Genomic DNA, 13,834 nt, shown 5'->3' with positions numbered 1-13,834 from the left:
GAGCGCCGGCGTGGCGGGCTCGGTGGAGAGAGGAGCGGCGGGGCGTCGACGCGCGGCGGCGGGCGCGGCGGGAAGGGGGTGAAGGACGCGGAGGACGCCGCGGAGAGGCGTGAGGGCGCGGCGGCAGAGGCGCGGAGCGCGCGACGGGGAGAGCGGATTGACAGGGCAGGGGGGGCCCTGCTCGCATGGGCGCGTCCAGCAGCGACGAGAGGGACAAGATGGCCAATCCGAGACAGCCCGGGTTCGATTTCCGCAGCACCTACCTGCACCTCGCGGACGGGGGCGACGCGTTGCCCATCGAGGTGAGGCCGACGTTCTGGCAAGAGCTCATGTCCGGCGATTCGAAGGCCGCGGACATCCGGCGGGTCGCGGAGGCAGGCGGCTGGCTGGTGACGACGTTTCACCTCGCCGAGGACATGCAGCAATGGGAGATGCACCCGGCCGGCGACGAGATCCTGGTCCTCCTGTCGGGCGCGAGCGACATCGTGCTGCAAGAGCAGGGCGGCGAGCGGGTGGTCGAGCTGCGCGCGCGCACGGCGTGCAAGGTCCCGCAGGGCGCGTGGCACCGGTTCATCGTCCGGGAGCCGGGGGACATGCTGGCGATCACGTACGGCAAGGGGACGCAGCACCGGCCGCTGTAGCGGGGGCGAGCAGATTCATGGGTGCGGCGCGAAGGAAGCCGAGCGCGGCGCTCGGCGAGCGATGGCGGGGGGGCCGCTGCGAGGGTCGACGTGAGAGCGTTTGACGGGCGAGCTGGACCATGTTAGCAGCCCGATGTTAGCAGCCCGACGACTGCACACGATGCACGGCCCATACTGGGCAGCACATTTCACTCGATCTGCTCTGCCTCGTCGCGTGACATCCCTGTGATGAAGGGGTTGTGGTCGCGAGGCACGACCGCCGGAGAATGTCGTTATGACGCATTGGGTTCGATGGACAGCGCTTTTTGTTGCAGCGTTGAGCGCTTCAGCTTGCTACGGCGGGAGCTCTGAAGAGAGCGTCCCCGTGGAGGACTTGGGCGAGGCGGCGGCTGCCGTCACGGTCTGCGTCAGCGGCACGTCGGGGTCGTGCGGCGGGAGCGATCCCGCCGAGAGCTGGACGGGAACCGAGTGCTGTGTCAGCACGTCGCCGACCTGCACGTACGGGACGTCGAGCGCCTGCGGGGGCTCGGACACGAAGGAGCACTGGACGGGAACCGAGTGCTGCGTCGACAATCAGCCCACGTGCGTGAACGGGACGTCGAGCGCCTGCGGGGGCTCGGACACGAAGGAGCACTGGACGGGAACCAACTGCTGCGTCGACAACCAGTCCATGTGCGTGAACGGGACGTCGAGCGCCTGCGGGGGCTCGGACACGAAGGAGCACTGGACGGGAACCGATTGCTGCGTCGAGGCGTCGGTCTGTGCGAACGGGACGTCGAGCGCCTGCGGGGGCTCGGATACGAAGGAGCACTGGACGGGAACCAACTGCTGCGTCGAGGCGTCGATCTGTACGAGCGGGACGTCGAGCGCCTGCGGGGGCTCGGACACGAAGGAGCACTGGACGGGAACCGATTGCTGCGTCGAGGCGTCGGCGTGCACGACCGGGACCTCGGGCACCTGCACCGGCGCGGGAAAGCACTGGACCGGCACGATGTGCTGCATCGAGTGACCGGCTCGCGATTCCGACGCCGAGGAGCATGACCGGAGCGCTACCCGGATCGCTCCCATCGACCGCGCGGTCAGCCGACCTCAGCCCCGCGCGGCGAAGCGGCGGTGGTCGACCATGAGGCAGCGGTCCTGCACGACGAGGACGCCGGCCTCGATCAGCCGCTCGGCCACCGCGTCGCTCCGGATGCCGCTCTGCAGCCAGACGGCGCGCGGCCGGGCGGCGAGCAGGTCGTCGAGGTGCGCGGCGACGTCCTGGCCGCGCCGGAAGACGTCGACGATGTCGATGGGGCCCGGGACGTCCGCGACGCGGCGGTAGACCTGCTGGCCGAGGATGGTCTTCACGTCGGGGTAGTAGACGGGGACGGGGATCACCTCGACGCCTGCGCTCTTGAGGTAGCTCGGGACGTAGAAGGCGGGCTGATCCGCCTGCGCCTCGGTCTTGATGCCGAGCACGGCGACGCGCCGCGCGGAGCGGACAAGCTCCGCCACCCGGGCCTCGTCGTGGCTGATGTCGCGGATGTCGTTCATGGGGGGAGTGTACGTCCGCCGAGCCGGCGCGGCACCCGGGACGGCGTGCTGGAGAGCCGGAGGCGTGGGGCCTGGGCGGCGCCCGGCGCTGGGACCGCTGCGTTCAGCGGGGGCGGCGGCCGGCGGAGGCACGGGGGCGTGTCGGCCTGGGGCGTGGGGGCGAGTCGCTTTCGTCTTCTCGTGGTTCGACCGAGCCTCTCGGGGGCTGCGCGGCGGGCGTCGTGCCGCCGCTGGGGCGGCCGCTCGGGCGGAGGTAGCCGAGCTCGCGGAGGAGCTTGCGATCCTGGATGGCCGATCGGACGACGGCGCTCCATTCCAGGTACCAGCCCCAGAGGTCGGCTTCGGCCTGCTCGCCGTCGTTTTCGGGGTCTGCCGGCGACCGATCCCCGGCGGGCTCGACCTTCTCGGCGCGGGCGAGGAGCTCCCTGGCCTCGTCGACGACCTCTCTGGTGATCCCGCGCCAGGCGAGGAGCTTCCTGGCTTCGCGGCCGTCTCGTCCGGGGCCGCCCTTGTCCTTGCGCCTGGCGAGCTGGTCCCAGCGCTCGACGAAGGTGCCGACGGACACGACGACGGCCGCGCCCTCGGTCTGGCCGAGGTTCCTGAACATCCAGGCATGGACCTCGGGGTGACGGCGCTTGAGGGTCGCCGCGGCGATGGGAAACCACCGGTTCTCCCAGCCGTCGAGCGCGGCGATGAGGTCGGGTTCGGGAGCGCTGGGGCGCACGTCGATGTCGAGCCGGGGGCGCGTGAGGCCCTGGAGGAGGCGCCACCCCTCGGCGAGGTCGGCGTCGGTGAAGCCGTGCGCGACGAGCGCCGCGGCGATCTCGTCCCTGCGAAGGCCCATCAGCAGCTGGAGCACCCGCACCGCCTTCTGCCGGAGCGTCAACCGGGCCATGAGGAATGAGGACCTCCCGTGGAAGACGACTGTACGGGGTCGGGGGACGCGTCCACCAGGGCAGAGCAGGAGAGCGCCGGGGCCGGGAAGGGGAAACCCAGGGCGGGCGAGGGGCGCCCCCGGTCGGCGGGGCGGAGTACCCGGGGGGAGGGAGGTGCCGGCGCGGGGGATCGAATCGGGGGAGATGGGGATCGAGTGAAGGGGGTTGGGGGATGACGAGAGGGAGGTGGGGGTGGAGGTCGCGGGAGACGGGGATCGAGTGCGGGAGGGCGGGGATCGAGAGAAGAGGGGCGGGGATGTGGGGAGGGGAGGAGGGAGAGATGGGCGGGGGAGCCGCCCGGGGAGCGGCAAAGCGGCCGAGGAGAACGGAAGGGCTGGCCGAGGGGAGGAGAGGGCGTGGTAGAAGAGGGCGGGAGCACCGGTTGCGAGCGGTGGAGTGGAGCGGAAAAGCCGGGGGGCGCTCGCAAGGCCGGCAGGTGTTTGAAATGACGATGGATTTGGGGATGACCGGGGGCGCGCGGGGCGGCCTCCGGCGGCCCCATTGAAGCCGGCTGCTGATACGTCACCCAATAGTTGCTCTTGTGCTTTCCGCCGCTGAAAGGCGGCGGCCTCATTGAAGCTCGATCGCGCCAAGCCCGTCGATCACGAGCGACTGCGGTTTCCACCGCTGAAAGGCGGCAGCCCCATTGAAGCACGACGCGCCAGTCGCCCGGGTCGACTTCCTGGCATAATTTCCGCCGCTGAAAGGCGGCGGCCCCATTGAAGCCCCACGGCCAGGATGACGGGGCGGAAGGCGGTGGCGACCCTTCCGCCGCTGAGAGGCGGCGGCCCCATTGAAGCCGAGAGACCATGACGGCATGAGCCATGCCCACTCCTTCTCTCCGCCGCAGAAAGGTGGCGTCCGTACTGAAGCAATGGTGATCGGCACTGCGCCGCTCGCGAAGGAATCGTCTATCCGTCGCAGAAAGGCGGCGGTCCATGAATCAAAATGCGTCGGTGCTGACTCGCTAACTTCACTCGCGCGCCGCGGCTCTGTTCATGCGTGCTGCCATCGACCGCCCGACGGCCTCCGATCCATCGAGTCTCCCCCTGCTTCGCGCATCGATCGCCTGTGCATCGGCGCCGCCGAACCGCGCGCCCGTGGAGCAGCCGATCCCGCCGGGAGGACGTCCACCCGCCCCTCCTCTCCCCTTGCTCCGTCGACGCCCCACGGTCCTGCGAGCTCAGCGAAGCACCCCAGCCCGCCCTTACCTGCACGCGGCGACGTCCCATCCGCGCGTAATCCTTCACCGTTCGCGATTCGTCATGGAAAGTTGTCGCCTCTCGACGTAATGCCGTGCTTGCAGTCTCACTGGAGCGCTCCATCTGGATCCACGAGGGCGCGTGCGATAGGCTACCCTCATGGCGCGGCGTTCCTCAGGAGTCTTTGTCGTGGCCGCATGTACTGCGGCTCTGTGGCAGGGTTGCGGCTCCCCGTCCTCCTACGACTGCCGGGAAACCCTCTCTTGCCCCTGCGAGTGCACCCCTGTTCCGCCGCTGGGCTTCACGGATCCGGTCTTGCTCTACATCGGCAGCGAGCTGTCGGCGCCCGAATGTCCGCCTGTGAGCGCCCCGGCGAAGGTCTACGAGGGCCACGCGGATCTGGACGTCCCCTTCGACTGTCCCGCTTGCCGGTGCAGCGAACCGACCTGCGGGCTGCCGTCCGTCTTGAGGGCGAGCGACGTCCCTCTCTGCCAGGGCCCGACGTTCACGGCCTTCGGTGCTCCTGCGGGCTGGGACGGATCCTGCGTCGCGGCGACCGCGGTCCCGGATGAACGGCTGGCTTCGGTCGTGATTGCGCCGGTCACGGTGACGGCATGCGAGCCGATCGAGCCCGAGCCGGTGCCGCGCCGAAGCGCCAGAGACGGGTTCATCTCCCCCTGGAAGACCTTCGCTCGCGCATGCAAGGGCGACCCGATCGCGCCGGACGACGAAGAAGTCTTCGGAGACACAGATGAGCCCGTATGCCCTACCGGAGAGAAGTGCTGGCCAGCACCGGAGCCCCCGCCACCCGGCTTCCGGCAGTGCATCATGTACCTGGGCGGCGGCGAGCCGGTGTGCCCGGACGATTACCCGCTCATGCACGTGTTCTACAGGGACTTCGAAGACACCCGCGAATGCACGCCGTGCGCGTGCACCCCGACGGGGGAGAGCTCCTGTTCCGCCTCCGTCTCCGCCTACGCCGATGACGCGTGCACCGACGCGTTCGCCTCGCACGCGGTCGGCACCGAGGCAGGGCTGTGCGTCGACGTCATGGCCGGCGTCGCGCTCAAGAGCATGAGCGCGACATGGACCACGCACCACCCCGGCACGTGCGAGGCCAGCGGCGGAGAGCTGCTCGGGAAAGCCACCCCCACGCATCCCTCGACCTTCTGCTGCCAGCCGCTCCCTGCACCCCCGCGCTGATCGACCCGCCCCCGCCGCCGTGGATGCAGCGGCGCGACGGTATCCAGCTCAGCGCAGCTCCCCGTCCGCCGCTCGTGGCACACTCCGCGACGTGAACCTCGACCGTCTCCAGGCGCCCCGGGCTGACGTTGCGCTCCGCATGTCTTTCGCTGTCCCTAGCTCCCAAGACGCATGTCGCCGGCTCGCCATAGCCATCGGACTCCTGTCCGGCGCCGCGATCCTGCTCTGGCCGAAGGCCGCCCTCGCGAACGCCGGCATCCCGATGATCGTCTTCGCGTGGCCCGCATCGGGGATAGCCTTCGTCCCCGTCGTGCTCGTCGAGGCCGCCGTGGCTCGCCGGGTCCTGCGCCTGCCGACGCGAGACGCGATCAAGCTCTCTCTGGTGGCGAACGCATGGTCCACGCTCGCGGGGATCCCGATCACGTGGGCTCTCCTGACGGTCCTCGAGATGACCGTAGGGCCGATCCTGTCGATGGCTCGCGATGATCTCGGACCGGCCGCCTCCCTGCTCCTGCTGCCGATCTCGGCTCCCTGGCTAGGCCCCGTGGAGGAGGGCTGGCGCGTGCTCGCCGCCGGGGCCTTCCTCTGTGTGCCCTTCTTCTTCGCCTCGGTGTGGATCGAGGCGCGAAGCGCTCGGCGCCGCGTGCCGGCGGCCGACGCGCTCCGCTGGGCGAAGAGGGCGAACTCCGCCACCTATGGCTTTTTCCTCGTCGCGCTCGCGCTGTTCGCGCTGATCTCGTGGATGAGCCACGCGGGCAGCGCCGGCTAGCCGCGGTCGCCGGCGTGGCGGCGGCCCTCCTGTGGCAGACTCCCCCGCGTGAACCTCGACCGGCTCCCCGCGCTCTGGGCCGACCTCTTCCGCCACCCCACCTCGCTGCCCGTCGCGCTCGGCGCGGCCATCGCCGTCCTCGCGCTCGGGTTCTTCGCCTACCGCCTGCTCTTCGCCCTGCTCTCGCGCGCCGCCCGCGCGACCCAGACGTCGCTCGACGACCTCCTCCTCCGGCGCATTCGGCTGCCGGCGCGCCTGCTCGTCGCGCTGCTCGCGCTGCACACGTTCATCGCCCTGCGCGGCGGCGAGCTGCCCACGCTCCTCAAAGGCGTGCTCCTCCTGGAGCTCGCCCTCGCGTCGTACCTGGCCATCGAGATCGCCGAGACCATGGTCATCGACTACTGGCTCGCCGAGCGCCGGAAGGTGCAGCTCCCGGCCCTCGTCCGGCACCTCCTGCTCACGATCCTCTACCTCGTCGCCGGCCTCTCCATCGTCGGCGCGGTCACCGGCGTCGACCTCGTGCCGCTGCTCGCGACCTCGACCGTCATCACGGTCGTCCTCGGCCTCGCGCTCCAGGACACCCTCGGCAACCTCTTCGCCGGGCTCGCCCTGCACTCCGAGCGCTCGTTCGGCGTCGGCGACTGGATCCTCGTCGACGGGATCGAGGGGCAGGTCGTCTACGTGGGATGGCGCTCGACCCGCCTCCGGACGTTCTCCGGAGACATCGTGATCCTGCCGAACTCGATCATCGCCAAGGCGCGCGTGCAGAACTTCTGCGCGCCGACCCGGACCTGCGCGCGCAACATCGAGATGCTCGTCGCCCTCGGCGCCGCCCCCGAGGCCGTGGAGCGCGCGGCGCAGCGCGCCTATGCGCAGGTGCCGGACATCCTCCGCGAGCCGCCGCCCAGGCTCTGGCTCGCGGCCGTCACTCCCCTCTTCCAGCGCTATGTCATCAAGTTCTGGATCGCCGACTTCGAGCGCCACGATCTCCTGGAATCCGAGCTGATGAAGGCGTTCTTCCGCGCCTGCCGCGAGGAAGGCGTCGCCCTCAGCCCCGCCGCAGCGCAGCCGGGCCTCGCCGTCGATCCGCGCATCCTCGACCCGCGCGCCCCCGTCGATCCGACGGTGGCTCCGGTGGTCCTGCCGGCGATCGTCGCGGTGCCGGCCGCCCCGGCGCCCGCCGCCGCGAGCGGCAAGGCCGACGCGGCAGCACCGCGCCAGCAGGGGCGCTCCGCCGAGCCGCTCCCGGAGCGCTGAGCGCCGCGATCGGCGCCCAGCGCCCGGCATCGCTTCGGCGACGGCCCGCCGCAGATCGCTTCGGCGCCGCCGCCCGCCGCGGCCGCCCGAGGTCCGCAGTCACCCTGATTTGGCTTGGTCCGGTCGCGCCGCTGCGGTAGCCGGGCGGTATGCCTGACAACCAGCCCGTCTCCCCCAACAAGGTCGCGGTCGTGGGCGCTGGCAGCGTCGGCGCGACGATCGTCTACGCGTGCCTGCTCCGCGGCGTGGCGAAGGAGGTCGCCCTGTTCGACGTGAACCGGGCCAAGGTCGACGCCGAGGTGCTCGACCTGAACCACGGCCTCCAGTTCGTCCCGGCGGCGACGCTCGAGGGCAGCGATGACGTCGAGGTCTGCCGCGGGGCGCACGTGGTCGTCATCACCGCCGGCGCGAAGCAGAAGCCCGGGCAGAGCCGGATGGACCTCGCCATCGCGAACGTCGCTATCTGCCGCGAGCTCCTGCCGCGGCTCCAGGCCGTCGCGCCCGACGCGCTCTACCTGCTCGTCACCAACCCGGTCGACGTGATCACCTATGTCACGCTCAAGCTGACCGGCTTGCCGCCCGCCCGCGTCATCGGCAGCGGCACGGTGCTCGACAGCAGTCGATTTCGCTTCCTGATCGCCCGGCGGCTGAACGTGGCCGTGCAGAACGTCCACGCGTACATCGCCGGCGAGCACGGGGACAGCGAGGTGCCGCTGTGGAGCAGCGCGAGCGTCGCGAACATCCCGCTCGACGCGTGGTCCGTGCCCGGCCACGGCAAGCTCACCGCGGGCGACCGGGCGGAGATCTTCTCGAACGTGAAGAACGCCGCCGCCCAGGTCATCTCCGGCAAGGGCGCGACCAACTACGCGATCGGCCTGGCGACCGCGAAGATCCTGGAAGCCCTGCTCCGCGACGAGAACCGCGTGCTGCCCGTCAGCAGCCTGCTCCGCGGCTACCGCGGGATCGACGATGTGTGCCTGAGCGTGCCGTGCGTCGTGAACCGCTCCGGCGTCGAGTCGCAGCTGCCCATCCCGATGAGCCCCGAGGAGGAGGCCGGCGTCCGCGCCAGCGCGGACACGATCCGCACGGCGATCCGGTCGCTCGGCTTCTGACGCGACCTCGCGCCGCATCGCCTGAGCGCATCCCTGGCTCGGTGATGGGGAGAATTTGAACCACAGAGGGCACAGAGGAGAGAGAAGAAGCTAGTTATCTTTCTTCTCTTGCCTCTGTGTCTCTGTGGCTCTTGTCTCATGAGAAGCCGTCCGGTGAGCACGACCGCGCGCTGGCGATCGTCGCTGTCTCAATCGCTCCGCCGACGATGAAGTGCCACGCTGGCGGCCGAGGAGCGCCCATGCCGGCTCCGTACGACCTACAACGACTCGTGGATACGACCGCTGTCGGGTCGGGGTGGGGGACCCGGGGCTCGATCACACAGTGTGTGGGTGCATGGGCGGGCAACGCCACGATGACCTACCGGTGTTGCCACGGCGCGTGGTGGTCCAGGTGACGCCGCGCCGGCGGCCTCCATGGTCCGGCGATCCACGGGCTCGAGCCCGCGCCGGGCTCGGCCAGCAGCGTGGCCGTCTGTGGATGTGTCGTGTGGTCACCGAGGCCGACACCCTGAGGACATCTTGCTCTACTCTACGCCCCACCCGATGCCTAGCGACGCTCCTGTCGATCTCTACTCACTCGCCTTCACCTGCAGCGTCGACCCGCTGCTCTTGCTCGATGAAAGCGGTCGGATCCTGGCGATGAACCCCGCCGCCGAGCGCCTCTGCTCCACGCCCGGGGCGCCGGCGCGCGGAGGGCCCGTCGATGAGGCCCTGCGGCCCGATCCGCCCCTCGGCGCGCTGCTCGAGCAGGCGCTCCGCGATCGCGCCCCGCGCGCCCTGCCGCCCGAGCTCACCCTCCACCTCGCGGACGAGCGCGTCGTCCTCGCCGAGGGGAGCCTCAGCCCGCTCGTCGACCCCGCGGGCGCGTGCGCCGCCGTGCTCCTCGCGCTGCGCGACGTGACCGAGCGACGCCGGGCCGAGCAGGCGGCGCGCGATCAACGAGCGCGCCTGCACGCGGCCGTCGAGGCGCTCGACGTCGGCTTCGTCGTCTACGATGCCGAGGAGCGGCTCTGCTTCTTCAACACCGCGTACAAGTCGCTCTACCCCGAATGTGCCGCCGCCATCCAGATCGGCAACACGTTCGAAGACGTCGTCCGCGAGGGCTGTCGAAACGGGATCCACCTCCACAGCGGCCTCAGCGAAGAAGAGTGGGTCGCCGGTCGCGTCGCGGACCATCGCCGCTCCGGGGAGGTCTACATGCGGCGGTTCGGGGACCGCTGGCTCACCCTCAAGAGCACCCGCCTCGCCGACGGCAGCTTCGTCGGCCTGCGGATCGATACCACCGAGCTCAAGCAGGCAGAGCTCGCCCTCGAGCGCGAGCGGCAGTTCATCCGCCTCGTGCTCGACACCATCCCGATCGTCGTCACGGTCAAGGATCGGGACGGCAAGATGATGCTCGTCAGCAAGAGCTACGCCGAGCTCTACGACATCACGCCGGAGGGGGCGGTGGGCAAGACCGTCGCCGATCTGCCGTCCTCCCACGCCGAGCTCTCCACCATCGGCGAGATGGACCGGCAGGTGCTCGCGCACATGCAGCCGGTCTCGAGGGTTCAACCCGTCGCGCGCCCGAACGGCAAGGTGCGGTGGATGTCCATCGTCAAGGTGCCCCTGGTCGAGCAAGACGGCACGGCGCACATCCTCGCCATCGGCACGGACATCACGGCGCAGCGGGAGCACGAGGAGCACATGGCCGCCACCATCGCCGAGCTCGAGCGGCAGAAGCAGGCCATCGCCGATCAGCTCGCGGTCATCCAGCACCAGCAGTCGCTCATCCGCGCCCTGTCCACGCCCGTCCTCCAGGTCGCCGAGGGCGTGGTCGCCGTGCCCCTCATCGGCGTGCTCGACGACGCGCGCGCGGCCGACGTCACCGGCAAGCTCCTCGACGAGGTCGTGCGCACGGGCGCTCGCTTCGCCATCATCGACGTCACCGGCATCGAGAGCGTCGACGCCGCGGCGGCCGACCACCTCGTCCGCATCGTCCGCGCGATCCGCCTGCTCGGCGCGAGCGGCGTCCTCACCGGCATCGGACCCGCCGTCGCCCAGTCGATGTGCGGCCTCGGGGTCGACCTCGCCGGCGTCACCACGCACGGCAACCTCCGCGCCGGGATCGAGGTCTGCCTGCGCGCGCTGCCCCGGCGCCGCTGAGCGCTGCCGGCGCTCCCATCCTCCGCGAGGGTGACGAGGAGAGTCACGCCGCGCAGGGCCGGGCGCGAGGCCCAGCCGGACGCGGAGCGTGGAGGCCGCGAGCGCTCACGCGACCTGGCTCCACCCGTAGAGGCCGATCGCGTCGATCAAGCGAGCAATGAACCGCCAAGTCGCCAGGGACGCCGAGAGGGGGATTCTCTTCTTGTATTTTCGGGGGGCCTCTCGGCTCGAAGCTCTGCGCTCTTCGTCGAGCCGCTCACGGCGGGGCCTCAGCTCCAGTGCGCGGTCAACTCGAGATGATCATCGTCGTCGCCGCCGCCGGCGATGATGCGCTGGCGGACGTGGCTGGCGCCGCCGATCTCGAGGAGCTGTTCGCAGGAGCCGATGACCTCGGTCCACATGTTCTCGTCGAACCCGGAGCAGCCGCTCCAGCGAGCGTGGGTGAAGCCGCGGCGGGATTCGAGGACCTGGACGCGGCCGACGGAATAGTAGTTGGCGAAGACGCGCTGGCCCAGGGAGAAGAGGGTGGAGGGCGAGATGAGGGCAGCGATGACCTTGTAGATGCCGCTCATGTCGTCGCGGGTGCACTGGCGGCCGATCTGGTGGATGAGCTCTTTGCCCTCGCCGCTGGCGCGCCGGATGGCCTGGAAGAGATCCTTGTACCAGGCGATCGGGTACCAGCCGGTGGAGACGATGCTGCCATAGCGCATGCCGGCGCGCAGCGGCTCGCACATCTCGTCCAGGCTGAGCTTCTGGAGGGGCTCGCCGCGCAGCTTGCCGAGGCTCACGTACACGGAACGAAACGCCACTCCCTTGACCTTGGGTTCGTCCGTCATCCAGCCGTGCCAGCGCCCTCAGCAGCGAGGGTACCGCGCACGTCGTGCGTAGGCCAGAGAGCTGCCGCTGGCCCGGGTGTGGCCAGAGCCGTGGGCGGGCAGCGACGAGCCCGTCCGGTCGCCGTCATCGCTGGACCCTTTGGTGGGGCGGCCAACGGTGCGCTCGATCTGGACGTTCCGTCGTGGAGCGGGGCTCACGGGATCTTGCAATAGGTCGGGAAGCTCGCCGGGACGCCCGACGCGTAGGGCTCGGGGCGCACCTTGTAGGGGTGGTCCTTCAAGAACTGCCAGCTCGAGGTGGCGATGCCCGACGGGATGCTGTGCCCGCCGCCGGTGTCGCAGTCGATGGCGAATCCCCCCTTCGCCTTGATGTCGTTCTCGAACGCCGCGCTCGCCTGCGCGAAGTCGATGATGACCACATCGGAGCCCTTCGCGCCGTGGACCGCCATGACGGCAGGCGGGTTGCTGGGATCCTGGAGGGGCGGCACGCCGAGGCTCGTGTTACCGCCCGAGTACGTCACGACGCTCGCGACGTAGTTGGATCGCGCATAGGCCATGTACGCGGCCTGCAGACCGCCCGCGCTGAAGCCGAGCGAGTGAATGCGGCGCGTGTCGACATTGCGCTGCTGGATGGCGCACGCGAGCGCCTCGTCGGCGATGTTGAGGTCGCCCACGTACCACACGTTGTTGCCCGTGGTCCGCGTGCCGTCCTCGCCGCCGTGCCCATCGTACGCGTTGGGCGCGAACACGACGCCTCCGCGGCTCGTGATCTCGTTGATGGCGGCCTGTCCGAGGCCGGCCAACGCTTCTTGCGGGCGGGAGCTCGTGGCGTGCCAGTAGATGACCACCGGCGCCGGGGTGGCGGACCTCGCGCCGGCCCACACGCGAACCTCACGGCCGAGGAAGGTCATGGTCCCGGTGGCGATCGTCGGACACGCCTCCCGGGCCGCTGGCAGGGCGCTCGGCGCGCTGCCGCCGCCGGAGCCGCCGGAGCCGCCCGAGCCGCCGGAGCCGCCGCTGCCGCCGCTGCCGCCCGAGCCGCCGGAGCCGCCGGAGCCGCCCGAGCCGCCGGAGCTGCCGCTGCCGCCGGAGCCGCCGGAGCCGCCCGAGCCGCCGCTGCCGGTCGTGCCGGAGGCTCCGCCTCCTGTCACGGACGAGATCGTCGGACGCGTGGTGCCCGTCGCGCAGAAGTTGAACGTGACCGAGGCGCCGGGCTCGATGCGCGCGTTGCCCCGGGTCGGCGTCGCCGTCAGGAGCGTGCCGCTGCTCGAGAACACTGCGCCCCAGGACCTGGTCACCGTCGCGTCCTTCACGTCGGTGACGACGCTCCAGGACGTGGCCGCGCTCGCGCCGCCGTTCGACACCTTGACGGCGGCGCAATAGCGGCCCCCCCAGCTCGGCTGATAGCTCAGCTCGGCCGAGAGGCCGCTCTCGGCCGCCATCGGCGATTCGCCGCCCAGCTCGGCATCGCCGGCCTCTCCAGCGACGCACGCGCCCAGCGTCGCGAGCAGCCCGGCCAGCGCGAGCCGCGTCAGCCGATGAGCGCCGGCGACGCCCGCCTCGATCGAGCGCGGGCGCGACGCGCCGACGAGCCGCTCATCCCTCGCTCGACGCTGCTCATCGCTCCCGCTCCGGGACCGTGAGCGCCGCTGCAACGAGCGCTTCTGCCAGGGGGCAATGTTCATGAGAGTGTCCTCCGTCCTGTGATGTTGAGATCACGTGGCTGCGCCAGGCGCCGAATCCCCGCGCGCGAGGAGCGACACGGGCACGGCCAAGGGCAGCCGCGAGCTTCCTAAGAAAGCTGGCTCGACGGCCGCGATGAACGGATCATAGCAAACGTCGAATCATCGGTGAAGCGAAGATGCGTTTGGATGAGTCGTAATTTCCGCAACTTCGCTCGAAGTTTCCGCGGCTCGTGCAAATGGCTCGCACGGTGTGAGACGCGAGCTCCGGTGACCGCCGTCGTGCGTTTGGAGCCCCGCTCACAGCGCGCGTGTGCGCTCGTCTTCGAGCCCGCTGGCCGCCGGCCGGACACGGCTGTTCGCGAGGCCCGGTGTGACGTCTTCGAGCCCGTTGGCCGCCGGCCGGGCACGGCTTTGTGCGAGGCCCGGCGTGACGTCCGGAACGCGGCGGCGCGAGCTCGAGGCGATGCGTCGGACTCGGCTGGTCGTCGAGGCGCGCTGTGGTAGCACTCAGGC

General features: G+C 70.6%; 12 protein-coding genes. 6 read left to right on the top strand and 6 right to left on the bottom strand.

Annotated features, from left to right (window positions below):
* Nucleotides 1–218: 218 nt before the first annotated feature.
* Nucleotides 219–641: a hypothetical protein gene (locus NQZ70_RS33415; protein WP_237244267.1), complete on the top strand. Its 423-nt coding sequence runs from the start codon at nucleotides 219–221 to the stop codon at nucleotides 639–641.
* Between the two features lie 333 nt (nucleotides 642–974).
* Here the strand turns inward: NQZ70_RS33415 and NQZ70_RS33410 are convergent, their stop codons facing one another.
* The 4 genes from NQZ70_RS33410 to NQZ70_RS33395 form a co-directional block, all read right to left on the bottom strand.
* Nucleotides 975–1,214, bottom strand: coding sequence for a hypothetical protein (locus NQZ70_RS33410; protein WP_165374300.1), 240 nt, complete (start codon nucleotides 1,212–1,214; stop codon nucleotides 975–977).
* Nucleotides 1,215–1,643 (bottom strand): hypothetical protein, encoded by a 429-nt coding sequence (locus tag NQZ70_RS33405; RefSeq protein ID WP_129577850.1) that lies wholly within the window; start codon nucleotides 1,641–1,643, stop codon nucleotides 1,215–1,217.
* A gap of 87 nt (nucleotides 1,644–1,730) precedes the next feature.
* Nucleotides 1,731–2,177: a CoA-binding protein gene (locus NQZ70_RS33400; RefSeq protein ID WP_129577849.1), complete on the bottom strand. Its 447-nt coding sequence runs from the start codon at nucleotides 2,175–2,177 to the stop codon at nucleotides 1,731–1,733.
* Between the two features lie 103 nt (nucleotides 2,178–2,280).
* The gene (locus NQZ70_RS33395; protein WP_129577848.1) at nucleotides 2,281–3,072 is read right to left on the bottom strand and encodes a hypothetical protein; all 792 of its coding nucleotides are present in this window, start codon (nucleotides 3,070–3,072) and stop codon (nucleotides 2,281–2,283) included.
* Nucleotides 3,073–4,629: 1,557 nt separating this feature from the next.
* Between NQZ70_RS33395 and NQZ70_RS33390 the strand changes: the two genes are divergently transcribed.
* The 5 genes from NQZ70_RS33390 (at nucleotide 4,630) to NQZ70_RS33370 (ending at nucleotide 10,800) form a co-directional block, all read left to right on the top strand.
* Nucleotides 4,630–5,517, top strand: coding sequence for a hypothetical protein (locus NQZ70_RS33390; protein WP_129577846.1), 888 nt, complete (start codon nucleotides 4,630–4,632; stop codon nucleotides 5,515–5,517).
* A gap of 139 nt (nucleotides 5,518–5,656) precedes the next feature.
* Nucleotides 5,657–6,286 (top strand): hypothetical protein, encoded by a 630-nt coding sequence (locus tag NQZ70_RS33385; RefSeq protein WP_129577845.1) that lies wholly within the window; start codon nucleotides 5,657–5,659, stop codon nucleotides 6,284–6,286.
* A 48-nt stretch (nucleotides 6,287–6,334) separates the two neighbouring features.
* Nucleotides 6,335–7,543 (top strand): mechanosensitive ion channel family protein, encoded by a 1,209-nt coding sequence (locus NQZ70_RS33380; RefSeq protein WP_129577844.1) that lies wholly within the window; start codon nucleotides 6,335–6,337, stop codon nucleotides 7,541–7,543.
* A 149-nt stretch (nucleotides 7,544–7,692) separates the two neighbouring features.
* On the top strand, nucleotides 7,693–8,655 hold the full coding sequence (locus NQZ70_RS33375) for an L-lactate dehydrogenase (RefSeq protein ID WP_129577843.1): 963 nt from the start codon (nucleotides 7,693–7,695) through the stop codon (nucleotides 8,653–8,655).
* Nucleotides 8,656–9,198: 543 nt separating this feature from the next.
* On the top strand, nucleotides 9,199–10,800 hold the full coding sequence (locus tag NQZ70_RS33370; RefSeq protein ID WP_129577842.1) for a PAS domain-containing protein: 1,602 nt from the start codon (nucleotides 9,199–9,201) through the stop codon (nucleotides 10,798–10,800).
* 269 nt (nucleotides 10,801–11,069) lie between these two features.
* On the opposite strand, the gene NQZ70_RS33365 is transcribed toward NQZ70_RS33370, so the two are convergent.
* Nucleotides 11,070–11,636: a hypothetical protein gene (locus tag NQZ70_RS33365; RefSeq protein WP_237244266.1), complete on the bottom strand. Its 567-nt coding sequence runs from the start codon at nucleotides 11,634–11,636 to the stop codon at nucleotides 11,070–11,072.
* Between the two features lie 194 nt (nucleotides 11,637–11,830).
* The gene (locus NQZ70_RS33360) at nucleotides 11,831–13,321 is read right to left on the bottom strand and encodes a cellulose binding domain-containing protein (RefSeq protein WP_272826157.1); all 1,491 of its coding nucleotides are present in this window, start codon (nucleotides 13,319–13,321) and stop codon (nucleotides 11,831–11,833) included.
* Between the last annotated feature and the right edge of the window lie 513 nt (nucleotides 13,322–13,834).

The sequence above is a fragment of the Sorangium sp. So ce836 genome (assembly GCF_028553905.1).
GTDB lineage: Bacteria > Myxococcota_A > Polyangia > Polyangiales > Polyangiaceae > Sorangium > Sorangium cellulosum_D.
This window is presented reverse-complemented; position numbering and strand designations above follow the sequence as displayed.

Coding starts and splice junctions, on each gene's coding strand:
- NQZ70_RS33395 (WP_129577848.1), bottom strand. CDS start 3,072: ATGGCCCGGTTGACGCTCCGGCAGAAGGCGGTGCGGGTGCTCCAGCTG.
- NQZ70_RS33365 (WP_237244266.1), bottom strand. CDS start 11,636: ATGACGGACGAACCCAAGGTCAAGGGAGTGGCGTTTCGTTCCGTGTAC.
- NQZ70_RS33375 (WP_129577843.1), top strand. CDS start 7,693: ATGCCTGACAACCAGCCCGTCTCCCCCAACAAGGTCGCGGTCGTGGGC.
- NQZ70_RS33400 (WP_129577849.1), bottom strand. CDS start 2,177: ATGAACGACATCCGCGACATCAGCCACGACGAGGCCCGGGTGGCGGAG.
- NQZ70_RS33415 (WP_237244267.1), top strand. CDS start 219: ATGGCCAATCCGAGACAGCCCGGGTTCGATTTCCGCAGCACCTACCTG.
- NQZ70_RS33405 (WP_129577850.1), bottom strand. CDS start 1,643: ATGCAGCACATCGTGCCGGTCCAGTGCTTTCCCGCGCCGGTGCAGGTG.
- NQZ70_RS33385 (WP_129577845.1), top strand. CDS start 5,657: ATGTCTTTCGCTGTCCCTAGCTCCCAAGACGCATGTCGCCGGCTCGCC.
- NQZ70_RS33360 (WP_272826157.1), bottom strand. CDS start 13,321: ATGAACATTGCCCCCTGGCAGAAGCGCTCGTTGCAGCGGCGCTCACGG.
- NQZ70_RS33370 (WP_129577842.1), top strand. CDS start 9,199: ATGCCTAGCGACGCTCCTGTCGATCTCTACTCACTCGCCTTCACCTGC.